This window comes from Polyangiaceae bacterium (genome assembly GCA_020633205.1).
GTDB lineage: Bacteria > Myxococcota_A > Polyangia > Polyangiales > Polyangiaceae > JAHBVY01.
Map to the genome: position 1 here is coordinate 1,473,241 of JACKEB010000010.1, position 13,374 is coordinate 1,486,614.

Annotated in this window: 12 protein-coding genes; 6 read left to right on the forward strand and 6 right to left on the reverse strand. The window is 65.2% G+C overall.

The genetic code is table 11. From position 1 onward, the window contains the following. The first annotated feature begins 4 nt into the window (after nt 1–4). The 3 genes from H6718_06195 (at nt 5) to H6718_06205 (ending at nt 3,912) form a co-directional block, all read left to right on the forward strand. Nucleotides 5–1,552, forward strand: coding sequence for a hypothetical protein (locus H6718_06195; GenBank protein MCB9584968.1), 1,548 nt, complete (start codon nt 5–7; stop codon nt 1,550–1,552). After that, nucleotides 1,549–3,165 (forward strand): hypothetical protein, encoded by a 1,617-nt coding sequence (locus H6718_06200; GenBank protein MCB9584969.1) that lies wholly within the window; start codon nt 1,549–1,551, stop codon nt 3,163–3,165. Before H6718_06195 ends, H6718_06200 begins: the two co-directional genes overlap by 4 nt. A 198-nt stretch (nt 3,166–3,363) precedes the next feature. Then, entirely contained in the window at nt 3,364–3,912 is a 549-nt protein-coding gene (locus H6718_06205; protein ID MCB9584970.1) for a hypothetical protein, read from the forward strand. Between the two features lie 18 nt (nt 3,913–3,930). Here the strand turns inward: H6718_06205 and H6718_06210 are convergent, their stop codons facing one another. From H6718_06210 to H6718_06220, 3 genes are read right to left on the reverse strand one after another with little or no spacing between them, the layout of a single operon-like run. Continuing rightward, nucleotides 3,931–4,935, reverse strand: a complete 1,005-nt coding sequence (locus H6718_06210; GenBank protein MCB9584971.1) for an AraC family transcriptional regulator — start codon at nt 4,933–4,935, stop codon at nt 3,931–3,933. A gap of 15 nt (nt 4,936–4,950) precedes the next feature. Further along, the gene (locus tag H6718_06215; protein ID MCB9584972.1) at nt 4,951–5,466 is read right to left on the reverse strand and encodes an SRPBCC family protein; all 516 of its coding nucleotides are present in this window, start codon (nt 5,464–5,466) and stop codon (nt 4,951–4,953) included. Between the two features lie 2 nt (nt 5,467–5,468). Then, nucleotides 5,469–6,062 (reverse strand): TetR/AcrR family transcriptional regulator, encoded by a 594-nt coding sequence (locus H6718_06220; protein ID MCB9584973.1) that lies wholly within the window; start codon nt 6,060–6,062, stop codon nt 5,469–5,471. Between the two features lie 138 nt (nt 6,063–6,200). Here H6718_06220 and H6718_06225 point away from each other — a divergent pair, with 138 nt between their 5' ends. Continuing rightward, nucleotides 6,201–7,229: an aldo/keto reductase gene (locus H6718_06225; protein MCB9584974.1), complete on the forward strand. Its 1,029-nt coding sequence runs from the start codon at nt 6,201–6,203 to the stop codon at nt 7,227–7,229. A 95-nt stretch (nt 7,230–7,324) separates the two neighbouring features. Beyond that, nucleotides 7,325–8,218, forward strand: coding sequence for a LysR family transcriptional regulator (locus H6718_06230; GenBank protein ID MCB9584975.1), 894 nt, complete (start codon nt 7,325–7,327; stop codon nt 8,216–8,218). Here H6718_06230 and H6718_06235 read toward each other — a convergent pair. After that, nucleotides 8,192–9,034 (reverse strand): class I SAM-dependent methyltransferase, encoded by an 843-nt coding sequence (locus H6718_06235; protein ID MCB9584976.1) that lies wholly within the window; start codon nt 9,032–9,034, stop codon nt 8,192–8,194. The two genes, H6718_06230 and H6718_06235, sit on opposite strands and share 27 nt — an antisense overlap. Nucleotides 9,035–9,133: 99 nt before the next feature. Here H6718_06235 and H6718_06240 point away from each other — a divergent pair, with 99 nt between their 5' ends. Continuing rightward, nucleotides 9,134–10,408 (forward strand): MFS transporter, encoded by a 1,275-nt coding sequence (locus H6718_06240; GenBank protein ID MCB9584977.1) that lies wholly within the window; start codon nt 9,134–9,136, stop codon nt 10,406–10,408. Here the strand turns inward: H6718_06240 and recA are convergent. Both recA and H6718_06250 read right to left on the reverse strand, forming a co-directional pair. Then, on the reverse strand, nt 10,386–11,354 hold the full coding sequence (gene recA, locus H6718_06245; GenBank protein MCB9584978.1) for a recombinase RecA: 969 nt from the start codon (nt 11,352–11,354) through the stop codon (nt 10,386–10,388). The genes H6718_06240 and recA overlap by 23 nt on opposite strands. Before the next feature lie 306 nt (nt 11,355–11,660). Next, nucleotides 11,661–13,241: a YifB family Mg chelatase-like AAA ATPase gene (locus H6718_06250; protein ID MCB9584979.1), complete on the reverse strand. Its 1,581-nt coding sequence runs from the start codon at nt 13,239–13,241 to the stop codon at nt 11,661–11,663. Nucleotides 13,242–13,374 lie beyond the last annotated feature (133 nt).

The following is a 13,374-nucleotide window of genomic DNA, read 5'->3' on the forward strand; positions in this document are numbered from 1 at the left end:
AACCATGCATCGCTTCCGTCCCAAGAGACAGCTCCCTCTCGCTTTCGCGCTGCTGTTCAGCGAGCTGGCGACCGTACCCAGCGCCCAGGCGCAGCCCACGGATCCAGCTGCGGAACCGGCAGCGCCAGCGCCTGACGACGAAGAACCGGAGCCCCCTCCCCCCCAAAAACCGAAGCAAGATCCCGAGGGAAACACATTTCCACGCTCGGGTTCGCAACCGGGCACTCCACTCAGGAGCTACGACGAAAGCAAGCAAAGCCCAGCGACGCGTCCGGACGACGCCCACGGCTACACGGAGAAGCCCGGCTGGGAGAGCGAAGACTATGTGTTGCTGCCGGCCCGCGCGGTGCTGTTCCCGGCGAAGCTCCTGGTCGACATTGTGTTCACGCCCCTCGAGGTGCTCCTCACGGGCATCGATCGCTACGCCGTGGTGCCGCGGGTGATCGATCTGTTCTACTTCGACAAGGCGCACACCGCCGGCTTCTACCCAACCGTTGCATCGGAGACCGGCTACGGGCTGAGTTACGGCCTGAAGGTCTTCGACAACGACGTCGCAGGTCACGAAGAAGAGTTGTCCTTCGCCGGCAAGTTTGGCGGACGCTACGTGCAAGCCTACGAAACAGCCTTCGAGGGCGACCGGGTTGGCGGCTCACGCCTGTGGCTCGAGACGCGCACACGCTACGAAAGGGAACCTGGCATCCTCTTCTTCGGGTTTGGGGGTGAGGAGAAGTCGACGAGCGGCAGCGGACTCGGCCCTCGGGACACCAACATCGCCACGCGCTTCCAGCAAGAACGCGTCTTGGGCTTGGTGCGCGCTGGAGGGACCCTGGGCGAGCAAGGCAACCTCACGAAGCTTGGGCTGTTTGGCGTGTACAACCGGCGGCGCTTCGACCGCGAACAACGAGACTTCCCCGAGCCTTCCATCGAACAAGTCTATGATACCGCACGGATATCCGGTTTCGACGACGGGGTGAACTCCCTCGAGCTCGGGCTGACCGTGGTGCGTGATACTCGTGACCAGGAGTTCGCGTCGGAGGGCAGCTACTTCGAGCTGCTGGGCGGCGCCGTGGTCCCCGCCCAAGGCTTCCGCTATTGGCATTTTGGCGGGGAAATGACGAAGTTCATCGACCTCTATCGCCACACACGAGTGCTCGCGCTGCGGGCCGCGCTGGAGGGCGTGGTGGGCGATGAGGAGCGCATCCCCTTCGTCGAGTTACCGCGTCTGGGCGGTGTTCACGATCTCCGCGGTTACTTGTCAGATCGCTTCAGAGACAAGCTCTCCGCCGTCACCACGGCTGAGTACCGCTACCCCATCCACCAGCTGCTGAGCGGCAAGCTGTTCGTCGATGCGGGTAACGTGGGACGGGACTTCGACACCCTGGTGGGCTCATCAGCCTTCGAAGATTGGAAAGTCGGCGCCGGCGGCGGCTTCTTGATCCACACGGATGAAGACGTCGTCCTGAGCATCGACCTCGCCTATGGTGATCAGTTCACGTTCTTCGTGACCACTTCGCCCTTGGAGTTCTTCCACAAGAGGAACCGCCAGCTATGAAGCTCTCTCACCTCCACTTGGCCCCGCTCGTGCTCGCTCTGGTTGGCTGCGCCGGTTCCACCGAGCACTTCAAAGATCAGCCCATCGTGTGGCGTGTGAGCGACACCGCGAACATTGCGGAGCCCGAAGAGCGAGAGTTCTTCCCGCTGCCATTCGGCTCCGAGGTGATGGTGCACGGTCAGCTGACGCGGGTCTTGAGCCTGCCTGACAAGGAACCGGCGTGGAACACCAACGCGCTAGAAGAGGTCCCCGATAGCAGCTGGTTCACCAATCGCATCGGCGTGCGCCAGCTCACCCCAGAGGAGGCCGCGACCGGCACCTCCGATGCGGGGCCGCCGACCCTCCCGTTGACCATCACCTCAGCCAAAGCGGGCGGCGCGAACCCCGGCTTCTTCGCCAAAGACGCGAAGGGCCGGAAGTTCGTGATCAAGTTCGACACGAAGGAGAACCCAGAGCTCCAGACTTCGGTGAGCGTGATCGTCAACCGGGTGATTTGGGCCGCCGGGTACAACGTCCCGAACGACGACCTCTTCGTTTTCGCGCGGAACGAACTGAAGCTCGGGCCAGACGCCAAGCTCAAAGACGAGTTCGGCAAGAAGCGCAAGATGACGGTGGCGGACGTGGAGGAAGCCCTGGCCAAGGCCCCACGGCTCGCCGACGGTCGCTACCGCGCGTCTTCCAGCGAGTTTCTAGAAGGCGTGCCCAAAGGCGGGTTCCCGGCCAAGGGCCTGCGTGGCGACGACCCGAACGATCTGGTCCCCCACGAGCATCGCCGAGAAGTGCGTGGGATGCGCGTGATTGGCGCATGGCTCAACCACACCGACATGAAAGAGGACAACACCCTCGACTTGTACGTGGAGGAGAACGGGCGGCGCTTCTTGCGCCACTACTTCCTCGACTTTGGGGAGGCCATGGGCGGTCACCCCGCGGAAAAGAACCGCCACGAAGACGGCTTCGAGTACGCCTGGGACTGGGAGAACCAATCGCGCGCCCTGGTGTCTTTGGGCCTCTGGAAGCGACCTTGGGAGGACGTGAAGGAGACGCCTTGGCTCTCCGTCGGGCCGTTTGGTGCCTCTCCCTTCGACCCCCGCGAGTGGCGCGAGGCGTATCCGTACTGGCCATTCTACGAACTGGATGAAGTCGACGCCTTCTGGGCTGCCAAGCTGGTGATGCGCTTCGACCGTTCAATCCTCACGGAAATAGTAAAGCGGGGGCAGCTGAGCGACGCCGACGCCGCGAGCTATGTGGTCGATACCCTGCTCAAGCGCCAGCGCAAGGTGGGCAAGGCGTACCTCGAGGCGCTGTCCCCCCTGGACGACTTCCACTTCGAGCGTGACGCTCAGGGTACGCTCCAGCTGTGTGCCATCGATCTCGGCTTGGTGTACGGGCTCGCACGCTCGGGGGTCGTGGAGGTGCTCGATGCAGACGACCACGTGAAGAGCGAGCACACCGAACACAAAGACGGCCGGATCTGCGTCCCAGCGCGTGGAAAGGGCTACACCGTCAGCCGCCTGCGGGTGGTGCGCGGTCGTGATGTGAAGCCAGCGATGCAGGTGCACTTTCGCCTGGACGGTAAGCCGCGAGTGCTGGGCCTGATCCGCAAAGAGCACTGACTTCGGTTTGTCACCTTCGGCATGACGCCTGTCGCGAACGGCATGGCGGCCTGTGGGTTCCGAGCCGATATGGCCTGCCATGTCCTTTGCACGGCTCCTCACGCTGCTGGTCTGTTTGGTCTCCTTCTCTGGCTCACTGCTGATGAGCGGCAACGCTCACGCGCAGTCCGCAAACGCCGCTCAAACCCCCAGGCCGCGATGGACGAGTGGTACTCCGGCGAACGGCGCGATGCGTTCTTGTTCCTCGGAGTCGGCGTGCTCACCACTGGCGGCGGCGTCGTCCTGGCGACACGCGACGACGACCTAGCAAAGGGAGCTGGGTACACCACCATCGGCCTCGGTGTACTCACGAGTATCCTGGCAGTGACCTACAACCTCGCGTTGGATCCCAAGCACGACGAGCTGACCCGGGAACTCAAGACGGATCCGAGCGGATACAAGAAGCGCGAGACGGAGCGCCTGCAAGGCATCGCCGATCGCTTCGACCTCTACCGCTGGGCGGAAATCGGCGCGATGTTCGTCGGCGCAGGGCTCGCGAGCTACGGCACGCTGAGCGAAAAGGAAGCCTTCACCGGCGCCGGCATGGCTCTGGCCGGCGAGGCTCTGGTGCTGATCACGCTGGACTACTTCGCGAGCCGGCGAGTGCATCGCTACCTCGACGTCGTCCAGGACTTCAACCCGGGCACCTCGAGCAGTGCCCTTGGCGGCGGCAGCGGCTTCATGCTGCAGCACGCTGGCGTCTTCTAGCAGCTCTACCAACTGGCACTAGCAGCTGGCACGCTTGCGCCAGGCACTGGGCGAAGTACCCGTCCAGCGCTTGAAGGCCCGCGCGAAAGCGCTCGCGTCGTCGAAGCCTAGCTCGAGGGCGATGTCGGAAACACCGCGTGCAGTGTGCTCGAGCTGCTCCTCAGCGCGCTTTTTCAGCGTCTGGTCGAGGAACGCGCTGTAGGTCAGTCCGCGCTCCATCAGCCTCCGCTGCAAGGAGCGCGCGCCAAGACCCAGGCGCCGAGCCAGGACGTCGACCTTCGGCCTACCGCGCGGCAACGCTTCGAGGGTCAGGGCCGACAGCCGCGCCAGGAGCAAGTCCTCTTCTGGTAAGCGCTCGAGCGCGTCACGCGCCGCGCCTCTCAATACAGCAGCGAGCTCCGGAGCTCGACCGGAGAGCGGCAGCTCCAGTACCTCCCGCGGCAACTCCACGAAGTTGTGCTGCTGCCCAAACACGGCGCGAGCGCCAAGTGAAGCGGGGTACACCTCAGCGTACGTAGGCTTCGCGTGCATGACCCCAACGCGCTCGGCGGCGACGGGCGTACCGGTGACCCGCGCCGGAAGGGTTGCGTAAGTCGCCACCCAGCTGTCGCTCAACGCCGCGGGCCACGTCTGACCGTCGACGGACGCGATTTGGATGCGCGCGCGGCGCCCCAGCAGCAGCTCAATCTGGCTGCGCCGACTCACGAGGGCGTGGTACGCGACGATCTGCTCGAGGGCTTCGCCAATCGTCTCGGAGCTTGCGGCGAGAAAGCCCAGTAGGCCAAACGTCTCCGGCAGGGCATGCACGCGCCCCACCTCGAGCCCGATCTCCGGCACACCCGTCAGCCTCGGTAGGGCTTCCCACAGCGCCGCGTGCTGCCGCTCGGTGATTTGCGCCTTGGGATCGTCGAGCTGGGCTGCATCAATCCTCGCGGCAACGAGCAGCGCGTCCCTCACCCCGTGCGCTGTCGCTGCACGGAGCGCGGGACGCACCACATCGAGCGCCACGCTACTTCGAGCCATCGCCGACCGAGGCTATCACACCGCAGACGCCTCGGCAGGCACCCGATTCAGAGCGCGCATCCCCAGCCGGAGCGCCCTGACCCAGGGAGACCAGCGGGCGGGGCGCTTCACGTCACCGGTCAGCGCCCGCTCGGCGTTATCCAGAGCGTCCTCCACCAGCGCATCGTGCAAGAAGCGGATCGCCAGGCTCCAGTACAGGCTGCCAAAGAAGCCACTGCGAGCCTCCAGTCCGTGCCGCAACAGAATGCCCCCATCCCGGGGCACCACCTCGAACCAATGGCTGCCCTCGAAGCCCGTTTCCGGCAGGAACCGGAAGCTGATCTGGCGTCCAGGCTCGTACGCCTCGACGCGATAGCGGATCGGTCCATGTCCGCCGCGCGCCCCGACCTCGAGCGGTTGGGGAAAGCGAATCGCTGGCCAGCTCTGTTTGGGCCAGAGGCGATCTCCAGGACCGGCCAAGCTGTCCAGCAACTGGGCGGCTCGCCCAGCGTCCCCAGGCATCCAACGTTGATGAATATTGGCGAATTCCATGGCTATTTCTCCTTCGCGCTGGCGATGACCGCGTCCGCCGCGGCAGCCACCAGTCGCGCTAGATCCTCTGGGAAACGCTCGCTGCGCCCGAGCCTTCCCCTGACAGCGCCGTACGGAATTTCGAGTAGCGCAAGGCGCACGGCGTCTTCTGCGCGCTGGGAGACCCGGCCAAACCAGCGCCGACACAAGAGCCGCATCCACTCGTAGATCTCCGTCTGCAGGCGCTCGGCGCGGGCGCGCAGCTCTTCGGGAACGGCGCCTGATAGGAACTCGCTACGCCGATACAGCGCCAAGAGCTTTGCGTCTTCTGGATGGGCCACGACCCACTCGATGAAGTGCGCCGCGATGCCTCCAGGCGTCGCCTCGGGGCGGCTCGCGAACTCCAGGTAGGGCTCTTGAAACGCAGCCACGGCGTCCAGCAGCACATGGGCCAGGATCAGCTCGCGAGAGCGAAAGCGGTGGTAGACGGAGCCAACCGGCGCGCCCACCCGGCTGGCGATGGCGTTGACGGTGGCCGCGCCGGGGCCTCCCTCCAGGATGAGCTGACGAGCCGCCTCAATCAGCTGGTCGTCGCTGAACTTCGCAATGCGAGCCACTATTCTAGAATGGTAGCTCTAATTGGACTCGTCAAGCGCAGTGCTCGGCGCGGGCCAGCCATTCTGAAGTAATGCTTAATAGCTGCTTTCATATCTTGGCCGTTCACTTCGCAATCCGGCTGCCCCACAACCAGGGGTATGAAACAGCTCACCTTTGGAAACAGCGGTCTTCGCATCTCAGAGCTCTGCCTCGGGGCGATCACCTTCGGCGACCCTCGGAGCTTCGGCACCAGCGCGGAAGAAAGTCTGCGCATGTTGGGAGCCTTCGCGGACGCCGGGGGCACCTTCATCGACACCGCGCATCTGTACGCGGCCGGCGAGAGCGAACGCCTGGTGGGCGAGTTCATCTCGAGCGACCGCCACAACTACGTCGTCTCGACCAAGTACACCCCAGCGCGGGAAGGCGGCCCGCGGCGAGCGGGCAACGGTCGCAAGAACATGCTGCGCTCGATCGACGAGAGCCTGCGCCGGCTGAACACCGACTACATCGACGTGTACTGGCTGCATGCTCGGGACAACGAGACGCCGTGGCAGGAGATCCTGCGCGGGCTGGACGATTTGGTGCGCATGGGCAAGGTGCTGTACGTCGCGGTGTCAGACACGCCGGCCTGGGACATCGCCCGGGCCCACACTCTCAGTGAGCTGCGCGGCTGGTCCTCCTTCGTGGGTATCCAGGTGGAATTTAGTTTGGTCGAACGCAGCGCCGAGCGCGATCTCTTCCCCATGGCCGCGGCGCTGGGTTTGGGTGTCACCGCCTGGGCGCCTCTGGCTGCTGGCGTGCTCTCAGGCAAGTATGCCAAGCCCGGCAGTGAGCCGACGCGCCTCCAAGCAAATGGGATCCCCGAACGTTCCCTGCGCATCGCAAAGCTAGTCAGCGAGATCGCCGCACAGGTCGAAGCGACGCCGGCTCAGGTAGCCCTCGCCTGGATCCAGCACCAGCGCGTCGGTCAGAGCCGGGTGATTCCGATCCTGGGCGCCAGGACCCTCGAGCAGCTGCAACAGAACCTCGGCTGCCTCGACGTGAAGCTGACACCGGAGCAGTTGGCGCGCCTCGATGCAGAGACACGCCAGCCGCTGGGCTTTCCTCATGAGTTTCTGCAGAGCGAGATGATGCGGCGCTTCTTGAGCGGCGGCGAGCCCGACGCCCTGGAAGGTCGACACGCCTGAAGCTGGACGGCGCTTCCTGGGGGAGCGAGGATTGTTAAGTGAACCGTAGCAATCCGAAGCCAACCATGAAGCAGCCGGTGGTCATTCGGGGCGGCATGTTGGGGCGCCTGGCAAGCTTCCTCAGCGTGGCGGAGCTGCGGAGCTTCTCGAAAGCCGCTCGAGTGTTGGGCATGTCGCCCTCGGCGGTGAGCCAAGCCGTGTCTCAGCTGGAAGCTGAGCTCGACGTGGTGCTGCTCGTGCGCAGCACGCGCAGCGTGCGAGTGACCGATGTCGGAGCGCGGCTGGTGAGCGAGGCAGGCGGGTCTATCCGTGCGGCACAGAACGCGCTCAGCGCGATCGGAGCCGGTGACGAGCCGCCTTGGGGCAAGCTCCGCTTGAGCGTGCCCCGAGTCGCCGTCCGCTGTGGACTCGCCCCGGTGCTCTTGGAGTTTGCCAAGCGCTACCCCGACGTGACCGTAGATGTGACGGTGGATGACCGCACGGTAGACATCGTCGCCGACGGCTACGACGCGGGTGTACGCTCTCGGGAGTCCACGCAGAAAGACATGCTGACGGCTCGCCTCACCGCCCCCATCCGCTTCGTCGTCGTGGGTTCGCCGGAGTACTTCGCTTCCCACGGCGTACCGAAGCGGCCCGAAGACCTGCTCCAGCACACCTGCCTCGGCTGGCACTCCCTGGCCTCCGAGAACGAGTATCGCTGGGAGTTCCAACGCCGCGGCAAAGACCTGGAAATCGCGGTGACCGGCAACATCGTCTCGAATGATCACGACGTGCTCGTACAAGCCGCGTTGGATGGCCTCGGCTTGGCTTACACGACGCTACCCGAGGTGGCTCCGGAGCTGGAAGCGGGAAGCTTGAAGGCCGTGTTAGAGAGCTTCAGCGTCAGCGTCCCAGGGCTATTTCTCTACTACCCCGCTTCCTCGAGGAAGCTGCCCAAGCTGCGAGCCTTCGTGGACTGTGCGCTAGCTGTCTGCAACGGCAATCCGTAGGTGGGTCGCGAAGCGCGTGGCCTGGCCTACCGCCGCTGACAACGACCCACCGACCTCCGCCGCGCTCCGGTCTTCGCTCACTTGAAAGCCATAGCGCGCGAGCAACGCGCGCATCGCGCCCTCGGAGAAGGTGGAGCGAAACGGCTCACCCAGGCGCGACACGAAGAGGTTCACCAGCTTCAGCACCCACGCCGGGCGGTGGTAGACGATGATCAGGCGGCTCCCTTTGGCTGAGCGATCCCGGATCACGCTCAACGTGGCCTCGACCTGCTCCGGCGTGAGGTACATCACGACCCCCTCCCAAATCCACGTCGTTGGCAGCTCAGCGTCGTGACCTGAAGCAGCGAGCCGCTCCGCCAAGTCGTCGCGGGTGAAATCGACCGCAGCAAAGCGAACCTCCTTGGCGCACGGCGCGCGTTCTCCGAGCGCCGCTTGCTTGGCGCGCTGGGTGTCGGGGTGATCGACCTCGAACACCGTAGTCTCCTGAAGCTCAGGCATGCGCCAGGCGCGACCATCGAGCCCGGCGCCTAGGATCACGAGTTGCCGCGTGGATTTTCTGCGCACTGCATCATCGATGGCAACCGTGCGCACGGCTTGCACCAGGCCGTTGCGGATCAAATGGGTGCGCGTGAAACGGCTGCGCGGGCTGAGTAGGAGGCGACCTTCGAGGGTTGCGCGCACGTCCTCCGCGGCGTCCGCAGGCAGCAGATCCATCGCCGTCGGATCGCTGAAGCGCGGACAGTTGCCTGCTGCATGGGCCCAAGCGCGTCCCTGACACACCATCACCGCCGTCCGACTTGCTTGCCCTGCCTTCATGCTGGTGCCTCCGCGCTCCTACCGACTCGAAGAGCGGCGCACTATACCTCGAATGCGTCGCTGCTCTGTGACGGCTCCTGAAAGCGCACCGTGAGACCCTTGATCGCCACTTTCCGTTCCTTGAACGGCTTCAACTACCGCCTGTGGGCGGCGGGTGCGCTGGTGTCGAACATCGGTACCTGGATGCAGCGCACGGCGCAGGACTGGCTCGTACTGACGGGCCTCACGCATCACAACGCCACAGCGGTCGGCACCGTGATGGCGCTGCAGTTTGGCCCGCGCGTGGTGTTGCTACCGCTCACGGGCTACGCGGCGGATCGCTTCGAGCTGCGCAAGCTGCTGTACGTGACTCAAGCACTGCTGGCGCTCTTGGCGCTCGGCCTGGGCCTGATGACGCTGTCCGGTCACATCCAGCTCTGGCACGTCTACGGCTTTGCGTTTGGCCTGGGGTGCGTGACGGCGTTCGACGCGCCAGCTCGTCAGGCGTTCGTCTCAGAGCTGGTCGAGCCGAAGGATCTGCCGAACGCAGTCGGGCTGAACTCCACGTCGTTCAACGCCGCGCGCATGATCGGCCCCGCAGTGGCTGGTCTGCTGATCGCGGGTGTCGGCACCGGCTGGGTGTTCGTGCTCAACGCGGCGTCGTTCGTCGCGGTGCTGATTTCATTGACGCAGCTGCGCGGTGCGGAGCTGCAGACGCGGCGCGTTGGCCAGTCGCCGGGCAAGCTGTTCGATGGCTTCGTTTACGTGTGGCAACGCCGCGACCTACGAGGCGCGATGTTGATGTTCTGCATCATCGGCACGTTTGCGCTCAACTTGCCGATCTTCGTCTCGACGATGTCTGCCATCACGTTCGGCCGTGGCCCCGGCGAATATGGCCTCGCCACCTCCGTGATGGCGATCGGCTCGGTGACGGGTGCACTGTTCATCGCGAGCCAGAGCGCGCCGAGCTTCAAGCGCCTGCTCTTGAGCGCATCGGCGATGGCAGTCGCGTTTGCTCTGGCTGGGCTGGCGCCGAGCTACATCACCTTCTGCCTGGCGTTGGTCAGCGTCGGCGTCTCCGTACAGAGCTTCACGACCGGCGCGAACAGCTACATTCAGCTCAACACAGCGCCACACATGCGAGGCCGCGTGCTGGCGATCATGCTCGCAGTGGCGCTCGGCACCACACCCCTCGGCGCGCCGCTGGTCGGCTGGATTGCCGACCACTGGAGCCCGCGCTGGTCCCTCGCAGTCGGTTCGGTGGCTGGCTTGGTCGCGGCGGCGGTCGGATTCTATTTCCTCCGGGCAACCAACTCAGGACTAGGCACCGAGCAGCCCCCGAGTCCCGCTCGGAGGCCGCCCGATTTATCGCCTACGCCGCCACCGGGACGCTGAGCAGCGCCTCGCGGGTTGCCTTGTGCAGGCTGCCCATCAGCTGCGCGTCCGCCATCAACACCTCTCGCGCCTTTTCACGGCCTTGAGCGAAGCTCTTGCCGTCCCTCGCGTAGTGCGCGCCGTTCTTCGCGACCGCGCCAGTGACGACCGCGGCGTCGAGCAAGTCTGCAGCCGCGTCGATGCCGGTGCCCCAACGGATGTCGAACTCGGCCTCAGTGAACGGAGCGCCGACCTTGTTCTTCACCACCTTCACCCGCGTTCGGTTGCCCACCACGGCGTCTCCGGATTGCACCTTGCCGATGCGACGCACGTCGAGGCGCACGCTGGAGTAGAACTTGAGCGCGGTGCCGCCGGTGGTCGTCTCCGGATTGCCGAACACCACGCCGATCTTCTGGCGAAGCTGGTTGATGAACATCAGCGTGGTGCCCGTGCGCGACGCGGCGCCGTTCAGCTTGCGCAACGCTTGGCTCATCAACCTCGCTTGAAGACCCATGTGGGAGTCTCCCATATCGCCTTCGATCTCCGCACGCGGCACCAGCGCCGCCACTGAGTCGATCACGATCAAGTCCACGACACCGCTCTTCGTCAGCAGCTCCACGATATCCAGGGCCTGCTCGCCGTTGTCCGGCTGCGAGATCAGGAGCCCGCCCAGGTTCACGCCGATCCCCTTTGCGTAGCGCAGATCGAAGGCATGCTCCGCGTCGATGAACGCCGCGACTCCGCCCGCCGCCTGTAGCTCGGCGATGGCGTGCAGCGTCAGCGTGGTCTTCCCGCTGGATTCCGGCCCAAAAATCTCGATGACGCGCCCACGCGGATAACCACCGACACCCAGCGCTTTATCGAGAGCAAGTGATCCCGACGGAATCACCTCCACCGGCTCCACTGCGTGGTCATCTCCAAGGCGCATGATCGCGTTCTTGCCGAACTGCTTCTCGACAGCGCCCATTACCTCCCGCACCTCAGCGAGCTTCGCCGGCGCCGGCTCGACCTTGTTCTGCCTCTGAGTTTGGGGGGGAGGTACCACGGAAACCGCTATCCCCTCCCCAACCGCCCCGTCCGCCTTGGCCGCGCCGGATTTTGCCTCACCAGCTTTGGCTAGCTCTGGCTTGCTGGCCTTTACGTCCTTGCCCGTTTTGCTCTCTGCTCTGTCCTTCATTGCGCACTTCTCCTATTGCCGCACGGCATTCCCCGTGGACACGTTTGGTTCCCAAGAGCGACCGCGCTCGGTCGCACTGGCTTGTGAGGTGCCGGCCTAAATCGGTTCGCGATCGAGCAGGCGCCCCTGGACCGCTTCAATCACATGCGCCTTGCGCACCCGCGCGTCGCCCTCCAAGTCGGCGATGCTCCGGGCAACTCGCAGCACCCTCACGAATGCGCGCGCCGACAGCCCTAGTTGATTCACCGACCGCGTCAGCACCGTGGTCGCCTCCCGATCCGGCTTGGCCACTAGCTCGACTTCCTTGGCGGATAGCTGCGCGTTGTACGGGGCCCGCGTCTCCCCGGCCGCCTGACGCGCGATCTGGCGCTGGCGCGCGGCGATCACTCGCTCACGAACCACAGCCGACGTCTCCCCCGATCGCTTGCTAGTCAGCGCCTCGACGGCCACGGGTTGCACGGACACGTGCACGTCCAAGCGATCGAGCAGCGGACCCGAGAGCCGCGAGAGGTAGCGCTTGCGCTGCAGCTCGCCACAGCGGCAATGGCGGCGCGGATGACCATAATATCCGCACGGACATGGATTGACTGCGGCGACGACCATCGCTCGCGCAGGAAACACGGCGCGGGCTCGAGCGCGACTCACGAGCACGGTCCCATCTTCGAGCGGTTGGCGCAGGCTCTCCAGGGTGTTCCGCCGGAACTCCGCTAGTTCGTCGAGGAAGAGCACCCCGTGATGCGCCAGGCTCACTTCGCCAGGCCGCGGAAGCTCTCCGCCGCCGACCAACGCCGCATCACTGACTGAGTGATGGGGCGCACGAAACGGTCGCCGACTGACCACGCCACGCGCCGGTTCGATCAAACCGGCCACGCTGTGAATCGCCGTCGCCTCGATGGCCTCACTGAACGAGAGCGGTGGCAGGATGCTCGGCAAGAGCCGCGCGAGCAGCGTCTTGCCACCCCCCGGCGGACCGATCATCAGCAGGTTGTGGCCCCCCGCGGCGACCACTTCGAGAGCTCGCCGCGCGAGGGACTGACCGCGCACATCCGACAGGTCGAGCTCACGACTCGCCTGGGACTCTGGCTGGAAATCCGTGAGCGGTACCTCTGGCAAGCGTTCTTCGCCCAGCAGGTGCGCGTACACCGCCGCCAGATCTTCCGCGGCGAGCACCTGCATGCCTTCCACCAGGCCCGCCTCGCGCCTATTTCCACGCGGCACAATGGCGACCCGCAGACCGCGGGTGCGCGCGCCTTCGAGCTGGGGCAACACACCGCGCACCGGCTGTAGCTCTCCCCCCAAGGAAAGCTCCCCGAGGACGAGCACACCTTCTAGACGTTTGGGGTCGAGCTTGCCGATCGCACCCAGCACCCCAAGGGCCATGGCAACGTCCAGGCTCGCGCCAGTCTTTCTGAGATCGGCCGGAGCGAGGTTCACCGTCAGCGCATATTCGTCGACCAGAATACCCAGGCGTGCGAGGGAGCTCGTGATGCGAACCCGCGCCTCACGCACGGCAGCATCGGCGAGGCCAACCAGCTGAAACAGCGCAGGCCCACGGGTGCAGCACACTTCCACACGGATAGAGTGGGCTTCGAGACCTATCAGCGCGCTCGCCTCCACGCAGCACAGGCCAAGAGGCTTGCCCTGAATGGGCGCGTTGTGACTCGCTACGGCAACCATGGCCGCCGCTTAGGCAGGATGCGTGCCCGGTAAATATGCCCCGAAAACAGCGCCACGCGCCGTGGCCGCCGTGGCGAGCTGGCGGCGTCAGCTCACGCCAAGAGCTTCAAGATCGCATCGGTCGTATCGACCT

Bases quoted from the DNA above. Each gene is read 5' to 3' on its own strand.
- H6718_06195 (MCB9584968.1), top strand. From the start codon at position 5: ATGCATCGCTTCCGTCCCAAGAGACAGCTCCCTCTCGCTTTCGCGCTG.
- H6718_06200 (MCB9584969.1), top strand. From the start codon at position 1,549: ATGAAGCTCTCTCACCTCCACTTGGCCCCGCTCGTGCTCGCTCTGGTT.
- H6718_06205 (MCB9584970.1), top strand. From the start codon at position 3,364: ATGGACGAGTGGTACTCCGGCGAACGGCGCGATGCGTTCTTGTTCCTC.
- H6718_06210 (MCB9584971.1), bottom strand. From the start codon at position 4,935: ATGGCTCGAAGTAGCGTGGCGCTCGATGTGGTGCGTCCCGCGCTCCGT.
- H6718_06215 (MCB9584972.1), bottom strand. From the start codon at position 5,466: ATGGAATTCGCCAATATTCATCAACGTTGGATGCCTGGGGACGCTGGG.
- H6718_06225 (MCB9584974.1), top strand. From the start codon at position 6,201: ATGAAACAGCTCACCTTTGGAAACAGCGGTCTTCGCATCTCAGAGCTC.
- H6718_06230 (MCB9584975.1), top strand. From the start codon at position 7,325: ATGTTGGGGCGCCTGGCAAGCTTCCTCAGCGTGGCGGAGCTGCGGAGC.
- H6718_06235 (MCB9584976.1), bottom strand. From the start codon at position 9,034: ATGAAGGCAGGGCAAGCAAGTCGGACGGCGGTGATGGTGTGTCAGGGA.
- recA (MCB9584978.1), bottom strand. From the start codon at position 11,354: ATGGGCGCTGTCGAGAAGCAGTTCGGCAAGAACGCGATCATGCGCCTT.
- H6718_06250 (MCB9584979.1), bottom strand. From the start codon at position 13,241: ATGGTTGCCGTAGCGAGTCACAACGCGCCCATTCAGGGCAAGCCTCTT.